28 protein-coding genes are annotated in these 19,830 nt (G+C 66.3%); 25 read left to right on the forward strand and 3 right to left on the reverse strand.

The annotated features are described in order from the left end of the window. Position 1: 1 nt before the first annotated feature. From rplV to rplQ, 24 genes are all read left to right on the forward strand, one after another. Positions 2-382, forward strand: a complete 381-nt coding sequence (gene rplV, locus O5K39_RS08850) for a 50S ribosomal protein L22 (protein WP_271146909.1) — start codon at positions 2-4, stop codon at positions 380-382. Continuing rightward, complete coding sequence (gene rpsC / locus O5K39_RS08855; protein ID WP_271146910.1) at positions 382-1,134, forward strand: 30S ribosomal protein S3; 753 nt, start codon at positions 382-384, stop codon at positions 1,132-1,134. Before rplV ends, rpsC begins: the two co-directional genes overlap by 1 nt. Before the next feature lie 3 nt (positions 1,135-1,137). Then, positions 1,138-1,578 carry a 50S ribosomal protein L16 gene (gene rplP / locus O5K39_RS08860; protein ID WP_271146911.1) on the forward strand — a complete coding sequence of 147 codons (441 nt, stop codon included), beginning with the start codon at positions 1,138-1,140 and terminating at the stop codon, positions 1,576-1,578. Continuing rightward, on the forward strand, positions 1,578-1,775 hold the full coding sequence (rpmC, locus tag O5K39_RS08865) for a 50S ribosomal protein L29 (RefSeq protein WP_271085875.1): 198 nt from the start codon (positions 1,578-1,580) through the stop codon (positions 1,773-1,775). Before rplP ends, rpmC begins: the two co-directional genes overlap by 1 nt. Before the next feature lie 9 nt (positions 1,776-1,784). Further along, positions 1,785-2,036: a 30S ribosomal protein S17 gene (gene rpsQ / locus O5K39_RS08870; protein ID WP_013268929.1), complete on the forward strand. Its 252-nt coding sequence runs from the start codon at positions 1,785-1,787 to the stop codon at positions 2,034-2,036. An 18-nt stretch (positions 2,037-2,054) separates the two neighbouring features. Beyond that, positions 2,055-2,423: a 50S ribosomal protein L14 gene (gene rplN / locus O5K39_RS08875; RefSeq protein WP_077354965.1), complete on the forward strand. Its 369-nt coding sequence runs from the start codon at positions 2,055-2,057 to the stop codon at positions 2,421-2,423. Positions 2,424-2,425: 2 nt separating this feature from the next. Then, entirely contained in the window at positions 2,426-2,734 is a 309-nt protein-coding gene (gene rplX, locus O5K39_RS08880) for a 50S ribosomal protein L24 (RefSeq protein ID WP_271146912.1), read from the forward strand. Further along, positions 2,734-3,294, forward strand: coding sequence for a 50S ribosomal protein L5 (rplE, locus tag O5K39_RS08885; protein ID WP_271146913.1), 561 nt, complete (start codon positions 2,734-2,736; stop codon positions 3,292-3,294). The genes rplX and rplE overlap by 1 nt, the downstream gene beginning before the upstream one ends. Positions 3,295-3,313: 19 nt before the next feature. Continuing rightward, positions 3,314-3,619, forward strand: coding sequence for a 30S ribosomal protein S14 (gene rpsN / locus O5K39_RS08890; RefSeq protein WP_271085878.1), 306 nt, complete (start codon positions 3,314-3,316; stop codon positions 3,617-3,619). A gap of 15 nt (positions 3,620-3,634) precedes the next feature. After that, positions 3,635-4,033, forward strand: a complete 399-nt coding sequence (gene rpsH / locus O5K39_RS08895; protein WP_271146914.1) for a 30S ribosomal protein S8 — start codon at positions 3,635-3,637, stop codon at positions 4,031-4,033. Between the two features lies 1 nt (position 4,034). Next, the gene (rplF, locus tag O5K39_RS08900; protein ID WP_271146915.1) at positions 4,035-4,568 is read left to right on the forward strand and encodes a 50S ribosomal protein L6; all 534 of its coding nucleotides are present in this window, start codon (positions 4,035-4,037) and stop codon (positions 4,566-4,568) included. 3 nt (positions 4,569-4,571) lie between these two features. Further along, a complete protein-coding gene (gene rplR / locus O5K39_RS08905) occupies positions 4,572-4,934 on the forward strand; it encodes a 50S ribosomal protein L18 (protein ID WP_271146916.1) in 363 nt (120 codons plus the stop codon). Positions 4,935-4,945: 11 nt separating this feature from the next. Next, entirely contained in the window at positions 4,946-5,569 is a 624-nt protein-coding gene (gene rpsE / locus O5K39_RS08910; RefSeq protein ID WP_271146917.1) for a 30S ribosomal protein S5, read from the forward strand. A gap of 2 nt (positions 5,570-5,571) precedes the next feature. Continuing rightward, positions 5,572-5,751, forward strand: a complete 180-nt coding sequence (rpmD, locus tag O5K39_RS08915; protein WP_013268938.1) for a 50S ribosomal protein L30 — start codon at positions 5,572-5,574, stop codon at positions 5,749-5,751. A gap of 201 nt (positions 5,752-5,952) precedes the next feature. Beyond that, positions 5,953-6,546 carry a 50S ribosomal protein L15 gene (gene rplO, locus O5K39_RS08920; protein WP_271146918.1) on the forward strand — a complete coding sequence of 198 codons (594 nt, stop codon included), beginning with the start codon at positions 5,953-5,955 and terminating at the stop codon, positions 6,544-6,546. A gap of 114 nt (positions 6,547-6,660) precedes the next feature. Continuing rightward, positions 6,661-8,040, forward strand: coding sequence for a preprotein translocase subunit SecY (gene secY, locus O5K39_RS08925; protein ID WP_271146919.1), 1,380 nt, complete (start codon positions 6,661-6,663; stop codon positions 8,038-8,040). A 101-nt stretch (positions 8,041-8,141) separates the two neighbouring features. Beyond that, on the forward strand, positions 8,142-8,702 hold the full coding sequence (locus O5K39_RS08930; RefSeq protein ID WP_271146920.1) for an adenylate kinase: 561 nt from the start codon (positions 8,142-8,144) through the stop codon (positions 8,700-8,702). Positions 8,703-8,802: 100 nt separating this feature from the next. Then, a complete protein-coding gene (locus tag O5K39_RS08935) occupies positions 8,803-11,268 on the forward strand; it encodes a zinc-dependent metalloprotease (protein ID WP_271146921.1) in 2,466 nt (821 codons plus the stop codon). Between the two features lie 140 nt (positions 11,269-11,408). After that, positions 11,409-12,119 carry a TonB family protein gene (locus tag O5K39_RS08940; RefSeq protein WP_271146922.1) on the forward strand — a complete coding sequence of 237 codons (711 nt, stop codon included), beginning with the start codon at positions 11,409-11,411 and terminating at the stop codon, positions 12,117-12,119. A 65-nt stretch (positions 12,120-12,184) separates the two neighbouring features. After that, positions 12,185-12,991, forward strand: a complete 807-nt coding sequence (locus O5K39_RS08945; protein ID WP_271146923.1) for an energy transducer TonB — start codon at positions 12,185-12,187, stop codon at positions 12,989-12,991. Positions 12,992-13,101: 110 nt separating this feature from the next. Continuing rightward, positions 13,102-13,470 carry a 30S ribosomal protein S13 gene (gene rpsM / locus O5K39_RS08950; protein WP_056101849.1) on the forward strand — a complete coding sequence of 123 codons (369 nt, stop codon included), beginning with the start codon at positions 13,102-13,104 and terminating at the stop codon, positions 13,468-13,470. A 9-nt stretch (positions 13,471-13,479) separates the two neighbouring features. Beyond that, on the forward strand, positions 13,480-13,869 hold the full coding sequence (gene rpsK / locus O5K39_RS08955) for a 30S ribosomal protein S11 (protein ID WP_013268944.1): 390 nt from the start codon (positions 13,480-13,482) through the stop codon (positions 13,867-13,869). 92 nt (positions 13,870-13,961) lie between these two features. Then, positions 13,962-14,981 carry a DNA-directed RNA polymerase subunit alpha gene (locus O5K39_RS08960; protein WP_271146924.1) on the forward strand — a complete coding sequence of 340 codons (1,020 nt, stop codon included), beginning with the start codon at positions 13,962-13,964 and terminating at the stop codon, positions 14,979-14,981. A 108-nt stretch (positions 14,982-15,089) separates the two neighbouring features. Beyond that, positions 15,090-15,506: a 50S ribosomal protein L17 gene (gene rplQ, locus O5K39_RS08965; protein ID WP_271146925.1), complete on the forward strand. Its 417-nt coding sequence runs from the start codon at positions 15,090-15,092 to the stop codon at positions 15,504-15,506. A gap of 382 nt (positions 15,507-15,888) precedes the next feature. On the opposite strand, the gene O5K39_RS08970 is transcribed toward rplQ, so the two are convergent. From O5K39_RS08970 to O5K39_RS08980, 3 genes are read right to left on the reverse strand one after another with little or no spacing between them, the layout of a single operon-like run. Continuing rightward, complete coding sequence (locus tag O5K39_RS08970; RefSeq protein WP_271146926.1) at positions 15,889-16,755, reverse strand: hypothetical protein; 867 nt, start codon at positions 16,753-16,755, stop codon at positions 15,889-15,891. Continuing rightward, positions 16,755-17,690 (reverse strand): ABC transporter ATP-binding protein, encoded by a 936-nt coding sequence (locus O5K39_RS08975; protein WP_271146927.1) that lies wholly within the window; start codon positions 17,688-17,690, stop codon positions 16,755-16,757. The genes O5K39_RS08970 and O5K39_RS08975 overlap by 1 nt, the downstream gene beginning before the upstream one ends. 47 nt (positions 17,691-17,737) lie before the next feature. Continuing rightward, positions 17,738-18,139, reverse strand: a complete 402-nt coding sequence (locus tag O5K39_RS08980) for a VOC family protein (protein ID WP_271146928.1) — start codon at positions 18,137-18,139, stop codon at positions 17,738-17,740. 118 nt (positions 18,140-18,257) lie between these two features. Between O5K39_RS08980 and O5K39_RS08985 the strand changes: the two genes are divergently transcribed. Further along, positions 18,258-19,511 carry an ectonucleotide pyrophosphatase/phosphodiesterase gene (locus O5K39_RS08985; protein ID WP_271146929.1) on the forward strand — a complete coding sequence of 418 codons (1,254 nt, stop codon included), beginning with the start codon at positions 18,258-18,260 and terminating at the stop codon, positions 19,509-19,511. Positions 19,512-19,830: the final 319 nt, after the last annotated feature.

A 19,830-nucleotide genomic window follows, 5' to 3' on the forward strand; every position in this document is an offset into this window, starting at 1 on the left:
CATGCCCAAGACCAACAACACCCGCCGCGTCGGCGCAACGGAGGCCCGCGCCAAGCTGGTCAACGTTCGCATCAGCCCCCAGAAGCTGAACCTGGTCGCCGCCTCGATCCGCGGCCTGCCGGTCCAGAAGGCGCTGAACGAGCTGGAATTCAGCCGCAAGCGCATCTCTGACGACGTCCGCAAGGTCCTGTATTCGGCCGTGTCGAACGCCGAGAACAACCACAACCTCGACATCGACAACCTCGTCGTCGCCGAGGCCTTCGTGGGCAAGAACCTGGTGATGAAGCGTTTCGCGAGCCGTGCTCGTGGTCGCTCGTCGCGTATCCTGAAACCGTTCAGCGAGATCACCATCGTGGTCCGTGAAGCCGGCGAGGCCGCCTGATGGGTCAGAAAATCAATCCGATCGGTTTCCGCCTCGGCGTGAACCGTACCTGGGACAGCCGCTGGTTCGCCGACGGCCCGTCCTACGCTCGCCTGCTGCACCAGGACATCAAGCTGCGCACCTGGCTGCGTGAGCGCCTGAACGCCGCCGGCGTCTCGCGCATCATCATCGAGCGTCCGCACAAGAAGTGCCGTGTGACGATCTATGCCGCCCGTCCGGGTGTCGTGATCGGCAAGAAGGGCGCCGACATCGAGAAGCTCCGCAAGGACATCTCGGCCCGCACCGAAGGCGAAGTTCACCTGAACATCGTCGAAGTGCGCAAGCCCGAGACCGACGCCCAGCTGATCGCCGAGAACATCGCGCAGCAGTTGGAACGCCGGATCGCCTTCCGTCGCGCCATGAAGCGTTCGATGCAGGCCGCCATGCGCCTGGGTGCCAAGGGCGTCCGGATCAACGTCTCGGGTCGCCTCGGCGGTGCCGAAATCGCCCGGATGGAATGGTATCGCGAAGGTCGCGTGCCGTTGCACACCCTGCGCGCCGACATCGACTACGGCTTCATCGAGGCCAAGACGACCTACGGCATCATCGGTGTGAAGGTCTGGGTCTTCAAGGGTGAAGTCCTGGAACATGATCCGATGGCGCAGGACAAGCGTTGGGCTCTGGAAGCCGCCGGTCCGTCGTCGAACGAAGGCCGTGGTGGTGATCGCGGTGGTCGTAACGACCGTGGTCAGCGTCGTGGGCGTGAGGGCTAAGTCATGCTGCAACCGAAGAAAACTCAATACCGCAAGGCCTTCAAGGGCCGTATCCACGGTGCCGCCAAGGGTGGCTTCTCGCTGAACTTCGGGTCCTATGGCCTGAAGACGCTGGAGCCGGAACGCATCACGGCGCGTCAGATCGAGGCGGCCCGCCGCGCGATCACCCGTCAGATGAAGCGCCAGGGCCGTGTCTGGATCCGCATCTTCCCGGACCTGCCGGTCTCGGGCAAGCCTGCCGAAGTCCGCATGGGCAAGGGCAAGGGCGCGGTGGATCACTGGGCGGCGCGCTGCCACCCCGGCCGGATCCTGTTTGAAATCGACGGCGTCGCCGACGACGTGGCCCGCGAGGCCCTGCGTCTGGGTGCCGCCAAGCTGCCGGTCCGCACCAAGGTGGTCACCCGCCTGGACGCCGGTATCGCTCACGTGGAGCACGTCGCCTGATGACCAAGATCGCTGATCTGCGCTCGCAGACGCCGGACCAGCTGGGCGACCAGCTGCTCTCGCTGAAGAAAGAGCAATTCAACCTGCGCTTCCAGGCCGCCACCGGCCAGATGGAAAAGACTCACCGCGTCGGTGAAGTCCGCAAAGACATCGCCCGCATCTCCACGCTTCTGCGTGAGAAGCGTTCGGCTTCGTAAGGAAACACCATGCCCAAACGTATCCTGGAAGGTGTGGTTGTGTCCGACAAGGGCGACAAGACCGTCGTCGTCGTCGTCCAACGCACGCTGCTGCACCCGGTCATGAAAAAGATCGTGCGCCTGTCCAAGAAATACCACGCCCACGACGAAGCGAACGCCTTCAAGGAAGGCGACGTCGCCCGCATTCGCGAGTGTGCTCCCAAGTCCAAGCTGAAGCGCTGGGAGGTCCTCTCGAAGGACACCCCGGCCTCGGCGTCGTAATCAGAAGGATCTGACACTATGATCCAGATGCAAACTAACCTGGAAGTGGCCGACAATTCGGGCGCCCGCCGGGTCATGTGCATCAAGGTGCTCGGCGGCGCTAAGCGTCGCTACGCCTCGGTCGGAGACACCATCGTCGCTTCGGTGAAGGAAGCGATCCCGCGCGGCCGCGTGAAGAAAGGCGAGGTCGTTCGCGCCATCGTCGTTCGCACCGCCAAGGACATCCAGCGCAAGGACGGTTCCGTCATTCGCTTCGACAAGTCCGCCGCCGTCATCGTCAACAAGCAGAACGAGCCGGTCGGCACGCGGATCTTTGGCCCTGTTCCCCGTGAACTGCGCGCCAAGAACCACATGAAGATCATCTCGCTGGCTCCGGAGGTCCTGTAGTCATGGCCGCCAAGATCAAGAAGGGCGACCGCGTCGTCGTCCTGGCAGGTAAAGACAAGGGCCGCACCGGCTCGGTCACCAAGGTCCTGCCGACCGAAAACCGCGTCCTGGTTCAGGGCGTGAACATGGTGCAGCGTCACACGCGTCCGTCGCAAGGCGACCCGCAGGGCGGCATCAAGAACAAGGAAGCCTCGCTTCACCTGTCGAACGTCGCGATCGCCGACGCCAACGGCAAGGCGACCCGCGTCGGCTTCCGCGTCGAGGGCGACAAGAAGGTCCGGTTCGCCAAGACGACTGGAGACGTCATCTGATGGCCGAGACCGCATACACCCCTCGTCTCAAGGACGATTACAACAGCCGCATCCGCGCCGTGATGACCGAGAAGTTCGGTTACACGAACCCGATGCAACTGCCCAAGCTCGACAAGATCGTGCTGAACATGGGTATCGGCGAAGCCGTGGCGGATTCGAAGAAGGCCAATGCGGCCCTCAAGGATCTGACGCAGATCGCCGGCCAGAAGGCGGTTCCGACCAAGGCCCGCAACTCCATCGCCGGCTTCAAGCTGCGCGAAGGCATGATCATCGGCGGCAAGGTCACCCTGCGCGGCGACCAGATGTACGAGTTCCTCGACCGTCTGATCACGATCGCCCTGCCGCGCGTGAAGGACTTCCGTGGCCTGAAGCCGACGTCGTTCGACGGTCGCGGCAACTACGCCATGGGCCTCAAGGAACACATCGTGTTCCCGGAGATCAACTACGACCAGATCGACCAGATGTGGGGCATGGACATCATCGTCTGCACCACGGCCAGGACCGACGACGAGGCACGCGCGCTTCTGACCGAGTTCAAGTTCCCGTTCGTGAAGAACTGAGCGGGAAGGGAAAAGCACAATGGCAAAGAAAAGCGCCGTAAACCGCAACGAAGCCGTCAAGGCCCTGGTTGCGAAGTATGCCGCGAAGCGGGCCGCCCTCAAGGCGACCGCCAACGACGAGAGCCTGCCTCTGGAAGAGCGTTTCGACGCCCGCCTGAAGCTGGCCGAGCTGCCGCGTAACTCGGCCGCCGTCCGGATCCGCAACCGCTGCGAAGTGACGGGCCGTCCGCGGGCCTTCTATCGCAAGCTCAAGATGAGCCGTATCGCCCTGCGTGAACTCGGCAACCTGGGACAGATCCCGGGCCTGACCAAGTCCAGCTGGTAAGGGGAGCGACACACCATGATGATCAACGATCCCCTGAGCGACATGATCGCTCGCATCCGCAACGCGCACATGCGCAAGCGGGCCAAGGTTCTGACGCCGGCTTCGCGCCTGCGCCAGCGCGTCCTCGACGTGCTCCAGGACGAAGGCTACATCCGTGGCTATTCGCTGGTTCAGAACCCCGGTGAATTCCCGCAGTTCGAGATCGAGCTCAAGTATTTCGATGGCCAGCCCGTCATCGCCGAGATCGCTCGCGTGTCCAAGCCGGGCCGCCGCGTCTATTCGGCGATCGGCGACCTGAAGCCGATCAAGAACGGCCTGGGCATCTCGATCCTTTCGACGTCCAAGGGCGTCATGTCGGACGCCAACGCCCGCGACGCCAACGTTGGCGGCGAAGTCCTCTGCAGGGTCTACTAAGATGTCCCGTATCGGAAAACGCACAATCGCCGTGCCGAAGGGCGTGACCATCACGCTCGACGGCCAGACCGTCACCGTCAAGGGACCCAAGGGCGAACGCTCCTGGACCGTGGCCGAAGAGATCGAAGTCAAGTTCGAGAACGACGAGATCAACCTGGTCGCCCGCAACGACTCGCAACGCGCCAGCGCGATGTGGGGCCTGTCGCGGACCCTGGTCGACAACATGGTCGTCGGCGTCACCGAAGGCTTCACGCGCAAGCTTGAACTCGTCGGCGTCGGTTACCGCGCTGCGCTGAAGGGCAACGACCTTTCGCTGCAACTCGGCTTCTCGCACGAGGTCGACATCAAGGCCCCCGAAGGCGTGACCTTCGCTGTGCCCAAGCAGACCGAGATCAATATCTCCGGCGCCGACAAGCAGGTCGTCGGCGAGCTGGCCGCCAACATTCGCAAGCTCCGGCCCCCCGAACCCTACAAGGGCAAGGGCGTGCGCTACTCGGGCGAAAAGGTCCGGCGCAAGGAAGGCAAGAAGAAGTAGGTCATGGCAACCACGCTCAAACAAAAAGCCGCTCGCCGCACCGAACGCAACCGCCGTCGCCTCAAGGCGATGGGCAACGGTCGCCTGCGTCTGTCCGTGCACCGCTCGGACAAGAACATCTCGGCCCAGATCATCGACGACCTCAAGGGCGTCACGGTCGCATCGGCCTCTTCGCTGGAAGGCGAGAGCGCCGGTCTGGCCAAGGGTGCCAAGGCCGAGACCGCAGCCGCCATCGGCAAGCTGGTCGCCGAACGTGCGATCAAGGCCGGCGTCACGGACGTCGTCTTCGATCGCGGCGGCTATATCTATCACGGACGGGTGAAGGCGCTGGCGGAAGCCGCGCGTGAAGCCGGCCTGAACTTCTAGGGATCGTCAGTATGGCCTCTCAACCCCAACGCGGACCCGGCGGCGGCAACGACCGCAACCGTCGCGACAACCGCAATGGCCCCGCCGTCGACGGTCCGGATTCGGACATCGTCGAAAAGCTGGTCCACATCAACCGCGTCGCCGCCACCGTGAAGGGTGGCCGTCGCTTCAGCTTCGCCGCCCTGATGGTCGTCGGTGACGGCAAGGGCCGCGTCGGCTTCGGTCACGGCAAGGCGCGTGAAGTGCCGGAAGCCATCCGCAAGGCGACCGAAGAAGCCAAGAAGACGATGATCCGCGTTCCGCTGCGCGAGAACCGCACCCTGCACCACGACGGCGCCGGCCGTTGGGGCGCTGGCAAGATCATGATGCGTGCGGCCCCTCCCGGGACCGGCGTGATCGCGGGTGGTCCGATGCGCGCGGTCCTGGAAACCCTCGGCGTCCATGACGTCGTGGCCAAGTCCACGGGCTCTTCGAACCCCTACAACATGATCCGTGCGACGTTCGAGGCGCTGAAAGTCCAGTCGTCGCCGCGTCAGGTCGCGTCCAAGCGTGGCAAGAAGGTCGCCGACCTGATGGGCCGCCGCAACGACGGTGCCTCGACCCCGGTCGAGACCGCCGAAGCCGTGGAGGGCTGATTATGGCTACCGTCACCGTCAAGCAGACCGGTTCGCCGATCCGCCGCAAGAACGACCAGCGCGCCACCCTGGTGGGCCTGGGTCTGAACCGCATGGGCCGCGAGTCCACGCTGGAAGACACCCCCTCGGTTCGCGGGATGATCGCCAAGGTCGCCCACCTGACCGAGATCGTCGAGAAGTAAGCCTTTTCCTCTCCAACAGGGGAGGCCAGGGCATTCGGTGAGGGCGGCTCGCGAGAGTCGCCTTTACTGCATTCCGGGGAGCCGCTATAGCGCGCGACCTTGAAGTTCCGGGTTCGGCTCATTTCGCCGTTCCCACCTGCGTTTAAACAGCCGAGTCATCGTCTCCGGGCGATGGCGCTAGCACCCGAAAGGATCAGGCACATGAAACTGAACGAAATTCGCGACAACGAAGGCGCGCACAAGAAGCGCATGCGGGTCGGCCGCGGCCCGGGTTCGGGCAAGGGCAAGACCGCCGGTCGTGGCGTCAAGGGCCAGAAGTCGCGTTCGGGCGTCGCCATCGGCGGCTTCGAAGGCGGCCAGATGCCGCTGTACATGCGCATGCCCAAGCGCGGCTTCAACAATCCCAACGCTCTGAAGCTGGCGGAACTGAACCTGTGGCGCCTGCAAGACGCCATCGACGCCGGCAAGCTGGACGCCTCGGGTGAGATCAAGGGCGACGCCCTGGTCGCTGCCGGCGTGATCCGCCGCGTCAAGGACGGCGTCCGCATCCTGGGCACCGGCGAACTCAAGTCGGCCGTCAACCTGGTCGTCTGGTCGGCCTCGGCTGGCGCGATCAAGGCGATCGAAGCGGCCGGTGGCACCGTCGTCCAGCAGCGCATCGCCGCAGAGGCCAAGGCCGCTGCCGCCGTCGAGAAGCGCAACGCCGCCAAGGGCAAGGCTCCGCCCGCCAAGGCTCCGCGTGGCGACGCCAACAAGATCTCGGCGCGCACCACCCGTACGGCCGCCAAGGCCTAATCCAAGAAAGCTTGAGGGGCGGTCTCGCTAAGAGGCCGCCCTTCGCCTATCTGAACTCCGGCCTGCGGATTCGACGCCGCCTGGCCGCGTTCTGATCAGTCGGGGTAACGACATATGGCTTCGGCCGCCGAACAACTTGCCGCCAACATGAACATGGGCTCGTTCGCGAAAGCGACCGACCTGCACAAGCGGCTGCTCTTCACCCTGATGGCCCTGCTGGTCTATCGACTGGGCACCTATGTGCCGATCCCGGGGATCAACTCCGAAGCCTTCCTGCAGTTCTTCCAGAACCCGGACGGCCAGCGCGGCATCCTGGACATGTTCAACATGTTCTCGGGCGGTGCCGTGGAGCGGATGGCGGTCTTCGCCCTGAACGTGACCCCCTATATCTCGGCGTCGATCATCGTGCAGCTGATGGGTACGGTGTATCCGCCGTGGGAGAAGCTGAAGAAGGAAGGCGGCGAAAGCGGCCGCAAGCAGCTGAACCAGTACACCCGCTATCTGACGGTGTTCCTGGCGCTGGCCCAGTCGCTGGGTATCGCGGCGGGGCTGAATGCCCAGCCGAACCTGGTCGATCAGCCGGGCCTGTTCTTCATCGCCACCACCGTCGTCGCCCTGACCGGCGGCACCATGTTCCTGATGTGGCTGGGTGAGCAGGTGACGGCGCGCGGGATCGGCAACGGCATCTCGCTGATCATCTTCGCGGGTATCGTGGCGGTGCTGCCGGGCACGATCGCGCGCCTGTTCGGACTGGCCCAGCAGGGTCAGCTCTCGGCCTTCGCCCTGCTGTTCATCGCTGCCCTGGGCATCTTCACGGTCGTCTTCATCGTGTTCATGGAGCGGGCCCAGCGCCGGCTTCTGATCCAGTATCCGAAGCGCCAGGAAGGCAACCGGATGGCGGGCGGCGAACGCTCGTTCCTGCCGCTGAAGGTCAATACCGCAGGTGTGATACCTCCGATCTTCGCCTCGTCGCTGCTGATGCTGCCGTCGACCGTTGCGACCATGACCGCCAACGCCGACCTGCCGACGTGGCTGAGCTGGCTCCCGATGGTGACGGGGCAGCTGACGCACGGCCAGCCGCTGTTCATGCTGCTGTATGGCCTGTTGATCGTCTTCTTCTGCTTCTTCTACACCTCGATCACCTTCAACCCCGAGGACACCGCCGAGAACCTCCGGAAATACGGCGGTTTCCTGCCTGGCATCCGTCCGGGCAAGCGGACGGCCGAGTACCTGGACTACGTGCTGACCCGTCTGACGGTGATCGGCGCCGCTTATATCACCGCCGTCTGTCTGATCCCCGAGTTCATCGCGGCGCAGATGGGACCCAGCCTGCTGTTCGGTGGCACCTCGATCCTGATCGTCGTGTCGGTGACCATGGACACGGTCGCACAGATCCAGTCGCAGCTGCTGGCCCACCAGTACGAAGGCCTGATCAAGAAGGCCAAGCTGCGCGGTCGGGGTGGACGCGGTGCGCCTGCTCCCGTACGGCGATGATGAGTGGGCCTTCAGCGCCTTGCGCGACTTAAGTCCGGCTTGTTGGGCTACAGCGCTTTGCGCTACTTGAGCCCGGTTACGATCGCTTTGGGAGGGCGGCCTTGAACCTGATCCTGTTCGGACCGCCTGCCGCGGGCAAAGGCACCCAGGCCAAGCGGCTTGTCGATGGGCGGGGCATGGTCCAGCTGTCGACCGGCGACATGCTGCGCGAGGCGATTGCGTCGGGCTCGGACCTGGGCAAGCAATGCCAGGCCATCATGTCCGAAGGCGGTCTGATCGCCGATGACATCGTCATCGCCCTGATCGAGGCCCGGCTGAAAGAAGCCGAAGACGCCGGCGGCGCCATCTTCGACGGCTTCCCCCGCACCCTGGCCCAGGCCCAGGCGCTTGACGCCATGCTGGCCAAGCTGGGCAAGAAGATCGATGCCGTCGTCCGCCTCAAGGTCGACGATACGCAACTTCTGGAGCGCGTCGCCAGGCGGTTCGCCGAGCAGGGCCGCCCGGACGACAATCCGGACAGCTTCAAGGTCCGGCTGGACGCCTACAACCGCAACACCGCGCCCCTGCTGCCCTATTATGCCGACAAGGGTCTGCTGACCGAGATCGACGGCATGGGTGCGATCGACGCTGTCGCCGCCGAGATCGACAAGGCGCTGGGGTAGATTTTTCCTTCCGGCTCGCCGAGCGGCGAACTGGGAGGAGGGCGTTGACTCACCCCCTCCATTGACCCTCCTATCGCACCGCAGCGTAGAGGGATCAGGCATGGCGTTCAGGGTCGGTAAAGCAGCGACGGCGATCGCTCTGGTGCTGGCTCTTTCGGCACCCGCGTCCTTCGTTCACGCCGCAGACGATCCCGCGACTTATGCCGAAACCATCGAGGGTCTGACGCGCCAGGACGGCCTGGCCCCGATCTTCATCGATGCGGACAAGGGCAAGGTGCTGGTCCAGCTACCGGCCGCGGGGGCGGACGGGGTGATGCTGCGGATCATCCACCACACGGCGCTGCGGACCGGGGTGGGGTCGGCCAATACCGGGCTGGATCGGGCCCAGATCGGGGCGACCAACATCCTGGCTTTCCGACGGATCGGACGGCGGATCGTCGCCGAGTTCGAGAACCCGAGATATGCGGCCCCAGCCGGCAGCATCGACGAGCAGGCGGCGGCGCGCGATGCCTTCGTCGGGTCCACCGTCTGGGCGGGCGAGCTCGTGGCGGAAAACGATGACGGCTCGGTGCTGATCGACATCACCGGCTTCCTGACCCGCGACGCCATGGGGATCGCCGAACAGCTGAAAAGCGCGGGGCAGGGGACGCTGAAGCCGGTCGCCGACCTGACCCTGGTCGATGCCTCCCAGGCCCGGGCCTTTCCTGAGAACCTGGAGATGGAGGCGCGTCTGACCTTTGCGGTCGATGCGCCGGGGACCGATCTTCGCCAGATCGCACCGGACGCGCGGCTGGTAACGTTCACGGTGCGCCACAGCTTCATCAAATTGCCCGAGCCGGGGTTCGTGCCCCGGCCGTTCGATCCGCGCACGGGCGCGATCTCGACCCTGGTCACCGACTATTCCGCGCCGCTGGATGAAGCCATGGTCCGGCGGTTCGCCAACCGGTTCCGGCTGGAGAAGACCGATCCGACGGCGGCCCGTTCGACGGTCAAGGAACCGATCGTCTTCTACGTCGATCGCGCGGCACCCGAGCCGGTGCGGACGGCCCTCGTCGAGGGCGCGCAGTGGTGGGCCGACGCCTTTGACCGCGCGGGCTTCATCGACGCCTATCGGGTCGAGGTCCTGCCCGAGGGCGTCGATCCTCTGGACGCCCGCTACAACGTCATCAACTGGGTCAATCGAGCCACCCGCAGCTGGTCCTATGGCCAGAGCGTGGTGGATCCGCGCACGGGCGAGATCGTCAAGGGCTCGGTGCTGCTGGGCTCGCTCCGTATCCGGCAAGACATCTTGATCTTCGAGGGACTGTTGGGGGCTGCGGGCACCGGCGACGGCGGACCTAACGACCCAGTCCAGATCGGCCTGGCCCGCATCCGCCAGCTGTCGGCGCATGAGGTCGGCCACGCCATCGGCCTGTTGCACAATTTCGCCGGCAGCACCCAGGGTCGGACCTCGGTGATGGACTATCCGGTGCCGGTGATCGCCATCGGGCCGGAGGATCAACTGGATTTCTCGGACGCCTACGCGGTCGGGATGGGCGACTGGGACCGGTTCGCCATCGACCAGCTCTATAGCGACGCGCCTCCCGATGTCCGGGCGGCGGCGCTTGAGGCCGGGGTGGTGCGGCTGCGATTCGTGTCGGACCCCGATGCCCGGATCGGCGGCGACGCCCAGCCCTGGGGCAGTCTGTGGGACAATGGGGCCGACCCGGTCGAGGAGCTGGGTCACCTGATGCGGATCCGGCGGATCGCTCTCGATCGGTTCGGCCTCGGCAATCTGCCGGACGGGTCGGCGGTCAACGATCTGAGGCGGCGGCTGGTGCCGATCTATCTTTACCATCGCTATCAGGTGGACGCCGTGTCCAAGCTGGTCGGCGGGATCGACTATGGCTATCCGGTCTCGGGTGACGGACGAGAGGCGGCGATGGCTGTCCCGGCCGCGACCCAGCGCGCGGCTCTGGCGGCCCTGACCGCGACCCTGAGCCCCGCCGAACTCGACCTGCCCGAGCCCTTGATCGCCCTGCTCAACGCCCAGCAATCCGGCGACGGCGACCCCCAGAACGACATCGAGGTGTTCAAGGGGCTTGAAGGGCGAGTCTTCGATCCGGGCGTGGCGGCCGATGTCGCGGCAGATGTGACGCTGACCGCCCTGTTCGCCCCGGCGCGGGTCAACCGGCTGAGCGACGCCGCGCGCCGCGATCCGACCCAACTCAGCCTGACCGAGACGATCGACGCCGTCACCGCCGCCGCCTTCGCCCCTGCAACAGGGAGGCTGGCCGAACCGGCGCGGCGAGTTCAGGCGCAATATGTGCTGACCCTGGCAGGGTTGTTGCGCGGTGACGACCTGTCGAGCACCTCGGCGGCCGTCATCGACGAGCGGCTCCAGGCCTTGGCGACGCGGCTGAAGGCCTCGCGCGCTACCGACCCGGTCCAGCGGGCTCACGACCGCTGGCTGGGCGCCCTGATCGGCGACCGCGACCGTCTGGACCAGATGCTGGAAGACCGCCACCACGCCCCGCCGACACCCCCCGGCAGCCCGATCGGCGCGGAGGCCGACTGGCACGGGTGAGCGCTGCGCGTCACGCCACGTTCATCCGCATCGTGCGTTAGAGTGCGCTTGAATGGACCGTAACGGTTCGACAGGGCGACCCTACGCAGGTGACGACGATCAGGCCGCATTTTTCCCGCAAACAGGGACAGAGGCTTGCCGTGGCTGCGGGCGTCGCCGTGTTGCATGGTGGCCTGTTCCTTGCGCTGTCCACGAGCACGGACGGGCCGCCCATGGTGTCCTTGCCCCCAATCGAGGTGGAGATGTTCCGGCCGGCCGATCCGCCACCTCCGCCACCCCCGACGCCTGAACCTCCCGCACCGGTCTCGGGCGGCGGAGCCCCGGCGGCACCGTCTCGCATCCATACGCCGCCGCGGCCGCGTCCCGTCGAGCCCGAACTGCCGGCACCGGTGATCCAGGCCCCCGCGCCCGCACTGGTCGTCGGAGTCGCCCCCGTGGCCACACCGACGCCCGGCTTCGGCCAGGGCGGGCAGGGGACGGGCAGCGGGACCGGTAACGGTGAAGGCGATGGGCCGGGTTCGGGCGGCACGCCGCCTCGCTTCATCGCCGGGCCGACGTCGCGCCAGATCGCCGACGCTGCGCCGGTCGCCGCGCGTCGGGCACGGATCGACGGGATGGTGGCGCTGCGTTGCGTGATCCGGCTGGATTCCCGGCTGGAGAACTGTCGCGTCGTCAACGAGACGCCGTCGGGGATGGGTTTCGGCGAGGCTGCGGTGCGGATTGCCATCGACCGTTTCCGTTTTGCGCCACCGACGCGTCAGGGCCGGCCGGTCTCGGGTGCCGAGATGCCGCTGGGCATCCAGTTCAACCTGGGTGGACGGCGTCCGGACACCAGCCCGGCCGTCGGCTGACGTCCCGGTTGCAATTGTTCCGGTTCGGGCGGATCGTTCGCGTCTGAGAAGGGCGGGGCCGGGCGATGCGGACGCGGGACGAGCGATCAAGGCGGACGACGGCCTTTGTCGTGGTGCTCATCGCCCACATCCTGGTCCTGTGGTGGCTGACCCTGACCCGGGACGTGCAACTCTTCGAGCCGAGCCCACCGATCGACGTGACCCTGTTCCCCGGCTCTCCGCCTGCGGGCTCAAGCGGATCCGGCGGCGAGGCCGCAGCCGCTCCGTCGGTCGTCCACCGGCCGCCCGTCGTCATGAAGCCCTTCCCCGACGCCTTCCACGCCCCGCTGGAACCGACGCTGCTCCCGCAGCCCCTCATTGTGGGGTCGGCCTCGATTTCCACACCGAGCTTGACCGACAGCGCATCGACCCAGCCCGAAGCGAGCATCAGCGTGATTGCTGGCGCTACTGAAGGTGCCGGCGCTGCGGTCGGCCAGGGGCAGGGAACGGGGACCGGCCTGGGTGGAAGCGGGACAGGTACGGGCGACGGGGTTGGCGCGGGCGCGGGATCATCTGGCCTGCGCTGGATTCGTGAGCTGACCCGGGCGGAAAGACATCAGCTGTTTCCGAGCCGCGCGCAGCGACGGAGGATCAGCGGGCAGGCCGTCATTCTGTGCCGGATCAATCGCGACACGACGGTGACCCATTGCCGGGACGAGTCCGAGCGCCCTGCGGGCTGGGGCTTTGGTCGTGCGGCTGTCCGGGCGGCGCAATACATGCGTGTCCGGCCCCGGGTCGTAAACGGCGTGGTCCAGGACGGCGCTAGAGAGCGCATCACTGTTTCATTCCCCTGGGAGCAGGGTGTTTCGCCTGAAGACACCGTCAGCCGTTGACCTAATCTGAATCATCGGTATAAGGCGCGCTTCCCGCGAAGGGCGCCACGCTCCTGGTCTGTTGACCGGAGCGTTGTTTGCGTCCGGTTTGCGCGTATCTGGAGAGCTTCGTGGCCCGTATCGCTGGCGTCAATATTCCGACCAACAAGCGCGTCGAAATCGCGCTGCAGTATATCCATGGCATCGGCCCGGCCGCCGCCAAGGACATCGTGGGCAAGGTGGGCATCGAGTCCGCCCGCCGCGTGAACCAACTGACCGACGCCGAAGTCCTGCAGATCCGCGAGACGATCGACAAGGATCACACCGTCGAGGGTGACCTGCGCCGTGAGACGTCGATGAACATCAAGCGTCTGATGGACCTGGCCTGCTACCGCGGCCTGCGTCACCGCAAGGGTCTGCCGGTCCGCGGCCAGCGCACCCACACCAACGCCCGCACCCGCAAGGGTCCCGCCAAGCCGATCGCCGGCAAGAAGAAGTAAGACAGACACATGGCCAAGGAACCGGGTCGCGTAAAGAAGCGCGAGCGCAAGAACATCACCTCGGGCGTCGCCCACGTGAACGCGTCCTTCAACAACACCATGATCACGATCACCGATGCCCAGGGCAACGCGATCTCGTGGTCGTCGGCCGGACACATGGGCTTCAAGGGTTCGCGCAAATCGACCCCTTATGCCGCCCAGATGGCCGCCGAAGACGCCGGCAAGAAGGCCCAGGAACACGGCGTCAAGACGCTTGAAGTCAACGTCTCGGGTCCGGGTTCCGGCCGTGAGTCCGCGCTCCGCGCCCTGCAGTCGGTCGGCCTGACCATCACCACGATCCGCGACGTCACGCCGATGCCGCACAACGGCTGCCGTCCGCCCAAGCGCCGTCGCGTCTAAGACACCCGCCTACGCCGACCCATCTTCCGCCGGCCCTGGACGCACCTGACGAGGAGCGAGGGGCCGGCGACCTCCGTACCCAAGGGACACCCATGATCGAACGTAACTGGCAAGAGCTGATCCGTCCCGAGAAGCCGCAGATCGAACTCGGCTCCGACGCCCAGCGCAAGGCGCGCCTTGTCGCCGAGCCCCTCGAACGCGGTTTCGGCGTCACGCTCGGCAACGCGCTGCGTCGCGTGCTTCTGTCTTCGCTGCAAGGCGCCGCAGTGACCGCCATCCAGATCGACGGCGTCGTGCATGAATTCTCGTCGCTGGAAGGCGTGCGCGAGGACGTCGTCGACATCGTGCTGAACATCAAGCAACTGGCGCTGCGCATGCACGCCGAGGGCCCCAAGCGCATGACCCTGCGTGCCACCGGCCCCGGGCCCGTGACCGCCGGCCAGATCGACGTGCCCGCCGACATCGAGGTTCTGAACCCCGACCACGTGATCTGCACGCTGGACGACGGTGCCTCGGTGCGCATGGAACTGACCGTCCAGAACGGCAAGGGCTATGTCGCGTCGGAGCATAACCGCCCCGAGGACGCGCCGATCGGCCTGATCGCCGTCGATGCCCTGTATTCGCCGGTCAAGCGCGTCGCCTATCGCGTCGAGCCGACCCGTCAGGGCCAGTCGCTGGACTATGACAAGCTGGTGCTGGAAGTCGAAACCAACGGTGCCGTTAGCCCTGTGGACGCCGTGGCCTACGCCTCGCGCATCCTGCAGGACCAGCTTCAGATCTTCATCACCTTCGACGAGCCGAAGAAGGCCGTGGAAGCCGTGGACGGCAAGCCCGACCTGCCGTTCAACCCGGCCCTGCTCAAGAAGGTGGACGAACTGGAACTGTCGGTCCGCTCGGCCAACTGCCTGAAGAACGACAACATCGTCTATATCGGCGACCTGATCCAGAAGACCGAGGGCGAAATGCTTCGCACCCCGAACTTCGGCCGCAAGTCGTTGAACGAGATCAAGGAAGTGCTGACCTCCATGGGTCTGTCGCTCGGCATGGACGTGCCGAACTGGCCCCCGGAAAACATCGAAGACCTGGCCAAGAAGTTCGACGACCAGATCTAGTTTCAACCCTCCGCCCGTCTCCGTTCTGGAGAATGTCGGGGCGGTTAGAATGAATGCGGTTCAGGGTCCTGTGAGAGGGAAACCGGAGCCGGAGTAGGAGAGACCCCGATGCGCCACGGCGCCGCCCACCGCAAACTCGGCCGCACGGCCAGCCACCGCACTGCCATGTTCGCGAACATGGCCGCGTCGCTGATCAAGCACGAGCAGATCACCACGACCCTGCCCAAGGCCAAGGAGCTGCGCCCCTTTGTCGAGAAGCTGGTCACGCTCGGCAAGAAGGGCGACCTTCATGCGCGTCGTCAGGCCATCAGCCACGTCCGTGACGTGACCCAGGTCGGCAAGTTGTTCGAGACGCTCGGCCCCCGCTACGCCGAACGCAACGGCGGCTATATCCGCATCATGAAGGCCGGCTTCCGCCACGGCGACAACGCCCCGATGGCCGTCATCGAGTTCGTCGACCGCGACGTCGACGCCAAGGGCCTGGACTCGGGCCCGGTCTACACGGCCGACGCCGACGAAGAATAGGGTTCAGCCTTCCAAGGCTGGACATCGAAAGGGCGGCCCGAGCGATCGGGCCGCCCTTTTTGGTTTGGGAGACAGCTCGAAGAGCGGTCCGGTTGTCAGCCCGACACGTAGCGCGGGTTAGCCTGCGCGCATTGTGGGTACGCTATGTCATATAGCCAGCCTTCATCTCGGCAGACGTAGCACTGCCCGCCCGGGCCTCGTCTGACTTGTACGTCTCCAACGATGGAGCTCGCCAAGCGCTCGCATTTTCGCTCGCGGGCGATGACCCAGCCTCCAATGGCCAAGCTAGCGATACCCACGACGATGACTGGCACGGCGACTCGCTTGGACTTCACTATTTCGGCCTCTTCTTAAGGGACCCAGCACCGGGTCGCAGATGGCGCTACTCCTTCGACAGGTCCTGGGTGCGGAACCAGGCGATGGCGCCGGCGAGCGGGATGAGGGTCCAGAGGGCGAGGCTGGTCAGGGCCTTGAGGATCAGGGCGTTGGCGGCGGGGTTCTCCGCGCCCTGCTGGATCGCGGCCTTGAGCGACTCGAAGGCGAGGCCGGGCAGCAGGAGGTGGGGAAGCCAGTCCTGGGGGTTCCAGCCGAGCAGGGCCAGGCCGGGGCCGCCGAACAGGGACTGGGCAAAACCCACGACCCAGGGCACGAACAGGGCAGCCAGCAGCGACCGTGTCAGGGTGGCGGTCAACAGGGCCAGCATGGCGTACTGGACGATCCGGACCCAGGACAACAGCAGCAGCAGGATGAACTGGCCGAGACCGGCGGCGTCCATGTCGAAGCCGAGGGGGCGGGCGAAGATCACGGCCTGGGACACCGAGTGCAGCAGGCTGGCCAGCAGGAAGGCGATCATGCCGGACAGGGCCAGCAGCTTGAACACCACCACCTTGCCGAGGATCAGGTTGGTGCGGCTGTTGCGGGCGCTGATCAGCCGCCAGGTTTCCCAGCGGTAGTCGCCCGCGTACAGGGTCGCCGCCCCGATCAGCATGAAGACCAGGATGGCCCCGTTGGCCCCCATGCCGGCACCGGTCATAAGGCCGTCGGCCAGGTTGACGGGCTGCTGGCCCATCCGCTCGGCGATGCCGGGCGGCAGCTCGGGCACCTTGGACTTGGTGATGACGTGGTAGGCGATGCCGCCGAGGAAGAAGAGGATCGGGACGAACAGCACGCTCCAGAACACGGTCATCCGGTTCCGGGTCAGGCGGTAGGCCTCGGAGAAGATGGAGTCGAACAGCAGGGTCGGGTTCATCAGACGGCCTCCGCCTGGATGGCTTCGGGCGTCTGGACGCTGCCGGTCTCGGTCATGAATACGCTTTCCAGGTCGGCGCCGACCCAGCGGGCCTCGTCGATGTCGACGCCCTGTTCGATCAGGGCGCGCAGCAGGGCAGGGCCCTCGGCACGGGGGATGGCAGCCAGGACGGCGGAGCCTTCCAGCGTCCCCTTGTCGCCGAGCACGCCCATGATCTGGGCCAGGGGGGTGCCGGACAGGCGCAGGCGTTCGCCGCCGGCGGTCAGGTCCTTGACCAGACCCTCGCGGACCAGGGCACCCTTGTTCATGATGGCCACGCGGTCGCAGACGCGCTGGACCTCGAGCAACTGGTGGCTGGCCAGGACGACGGTGATGCCGTCCTTGTCGGCCAGGGAGCGGATAAGGGCCCGCATCTCCTGAATGCCGGGGGGATCCATGCCGCTGGTGGGCTCATCCAGGATGACCAGTTCCGGCTCGGTGATCAGGGCGATGGCGACGCCGAGGCGTTGCAGCATCCCTACCGAGAAGCCGCGCACCCGACGGTCGGCGGCGGCGGTCAGGCCTACGCGATCCAGCCAGCCGGCGACCCGGGCGGGGTCGGCCTTGAGCCCGTGGGCCGTCGACAGCCAGACCAGCACCTGACGCGCGGTCAGATAGGGCGGAAACCGGGGCGTCTCGATCATCGAGCCCATGCGGCGGCTGGCCGCGACGTCGCCGCCCCCACCCATGTGGACGGTGCCGCCCATGACCAGGGCCTGGCCCTCGGTCGGCTTGATCAGGCCCAGCAGGATGCGGAACAGGGTCGACTTGCCCGCCCCGTTGGGACCGAGGACGCCATAGACCCCGCCGCGCGGGATGGTCAGGCTGAGCCCGTCAAGGGCACGGACCGAACCATAGGTCTTGGTCAGGTTGCGGGTCTGGATCACATCGCTCATGGCGCGAGAGTGGCGCGACCGGGGCGGCGGGGCAAGCCGCCTGCGAATTAAGGTTCTGCAACGTCGCCGAAGGGTGGGCGCGGGGTCGGCATGCCGAAGGCGATGAGGTCGCCGTCGGGGGCCAGGACGATCAGCTCGCGCTGGCCATAGGCCTTGTCGGCCGGGCCGTGGACGTCGCCGGGCGGCAACCCGTCGAGCCGGGGCTTCAGCTCAGCGTACAGAACGTCCACGTCGCGGACATCGATGTAGTAGCGGAAGGTGCGCTCGGGTGGCCCGTGACGCGGACAGTCCCGTTCCAGCAGGCGGAAGGCCGCGCCTTCGCGACGGATGTAGGCATAGCCGGCCTCGCGGTAGGGGATCTGGAAGCCCAGGACATCGACGAAGAAGGCCAGGGCGGCCTCGATGTCATCCACGTGCATGAAGGGGGTGGCCTGGAGGATGTTGGACATGACCGCGTCTCCCGTTGCCGGCTTCCTATCATCCGGGCTTCCACGGCGTCGAGGAGCGCCGGTCGTCGTGACGGCGTCGCGGAAGGGGGCTAGGCATGCAGAGACCCCGGAGATGACCATGGCACCTAGACTGATCCTGTTCCTGCTGGCCCTGACGGTGTCGGGGTGCGCGAGTTGGCCGGCGGGGTTCGGGGGGAGCGGCAAGGCCGAGCGGCCGATCGTTGTGCTGGTCTCCATCGACGGGTTCCGGGCCGACTATATCGAGCGGGGGGCGACGCCGACCCTGTCGCGGTGGGCGAGAGCGGGGGCCTCCGGGTCGATGCAGCCCTCGTTCCCGACCAAGACCTTTCCCAACCACTATACGCTGGTCACAGGGTTGCGACCTGACCACCACGGGATCGTCAACAACACCATGGTGGACCCCACCATCCCCGGCGTGACCTTCAGCCTGAGGAACGCCGAGGCGGTGACGGACCGGCGCTGGTGGGACGATGGGGAGCCGATCTGGGTGACGGCGCAGAAGGCGGGCCTGACCTCGGCAGCAATGTTTTGGCCCGGGTCGGAGGCGGATGTGCGGGGGGTGAGGCCCAGCCTGTACGCCAAGTTCGATCAGGCCATGCCGGGCGATGCGCGGGTGGACCAGTTGCTGGCCTGGATGGACCTGCCTGAAGACGGTGGGCCCGGAGCGGATCGGCCCGACATCGCGACCCTGTATTTCGACATCGTGGATACGGCCGGGCACGAGCACGGGCCGGATGCGCCCGAGGTGGCGACGGCCCTGGCCTCGGTCGATCAGTCGCTGGCGCGGCTGGAGGCGGGGCTGCGGGCGCGGGGGCTGTGGCAGCGGGTGGTGGTCATCGTGGTGTCGGACCACGGGATGGCGGCGACCTCGCCCGAGCGGGTGGCGCGGCTGGGGCCGCTGGCCTCGTCGGCGGAGGCGGCCTTCGTCCAGTACGGCGGAGCGATCGCCTCGATCGAACCCCTGCCCGGCCATGAGGCGGCGGTGGCGGCCGAGGTGACGGGGCCGCACCAGCACATGACCTGCTGGAAGAAGGCCGAGATCCCGGCGCGGTTCGCCTTCGGCACGCACCGGCGGGTGCCCAGCCTGTTCTGCGTCGCCGAGCCCGGCTGGGCCATCCTGAAGGCCGACCAGACCTTCCGGGGGGAGGGCGGCGGGGACCACGGATACGACAATGCAGCGCCGGAGATGCAGGCCATCTTCGTGGCCCATGGGCCGGGGGTGCGGCGGGGCGCCCGGATCGAGGGGCTGCAGAACGTGGATGTTCACGGCCTGATGGGCCGGCTGCTGGGGATCGAGGTGCCGGCCGACGACGGCGATCCGGCGAGGGCGGCGGGGATTCTGAAGGACTGAAGCCGGGGATCGCCGCCGAAAAGGGTCTGAAAGGTCTGAATGGTCTAAAAATGTAATGCACACCTTACATCCTGAGGGAGTCCGGACTCAAATTTAGAGTCCGAAGAGTCCGAAGAGTCCGTTGAGTCCGGACTCCCTTCGATTTCGGCAGGCCGGGCGAATGTCAAAGACCGGGGCGAACCGGCATCCTACCACGACACCGAGGGGCGCCAGGTCGAAGGCCTCGAGATTTCGGCAATCCCTTGCAGGGCAAGGGATTGGGTCGCCGAAGTTTGATAACCGGGACTGATCGCGACCGCGCCCCTTTCCCGCGGGGAGA

The sequence above is a fragment of the Brevundimonas sp. NIBR10 genome, from assembly GCF_027912515.1.
Classification (GTDB): domain Bacteria; phylum Pseudomonadota; class Alphaproteobacteria; order Caulobacterales; family Caulobacteraceae; genus Brevundimonas.